This is a genomic window from Paenibacillus sp. EKM206P (assembly GCF_011066155.1).
Lineage (GTDB): Bacteria > Bacillota > Bacilli > Paenibacillales > Paenibacillaceae > Paenibacillus > Paenibacillus polymyxa_D.
On sequence record NZ_JAAMNQ010000083.1, the window covers coordinates 1 to 356 of the forward strand.

Annotated in this window: 1 protein-coding gene; it reads left to right on the forward strand. The window is 61.8% G+C overall.

Annotation, left to right across the window (positions count from 1 at the left end; all coding sequences use genetic code 11):
• Positions 1-356: AMP-binding protein (locus G9G53_RS25790; protein WP_165150892.1), on the forward strand; the 356-nt coding region annotated here is incomplete at both ends.

The following is a 356-nucleotide window of genomic DNA, read 5'->3' on the forward strand; positions in this document are numbered from 1 at the left end:
GGAGCGGGAACGGGTCACCATCTTCGAATCGACGCCGGCGCTGATCGTGCCGTTCCTGGAGTACGTGCACGAGCAGCGGCTGGATATGAGCTGGATGGAGCTGTTGATCACGAGCTCGGACAGCTGCAGCGTGGCGGATTACCGGACCTTGCAGGAACGCTTCGGCTCGTTGTTCCGGATCATCAACGCATACGGCGTGACGGAAGCGGCGATCGACTCAAGTTTCTACGACGAGCCGCTGACGAAGCTGCCGCAGACAGGCCATGTGCCGATCGGCAGAGCGTGGCTGAATGCGAAATTCTACATCGTGGATGCGCACCTGAATCCGGTGCCGGTCGGGGTGCTGGGCGAGCTGG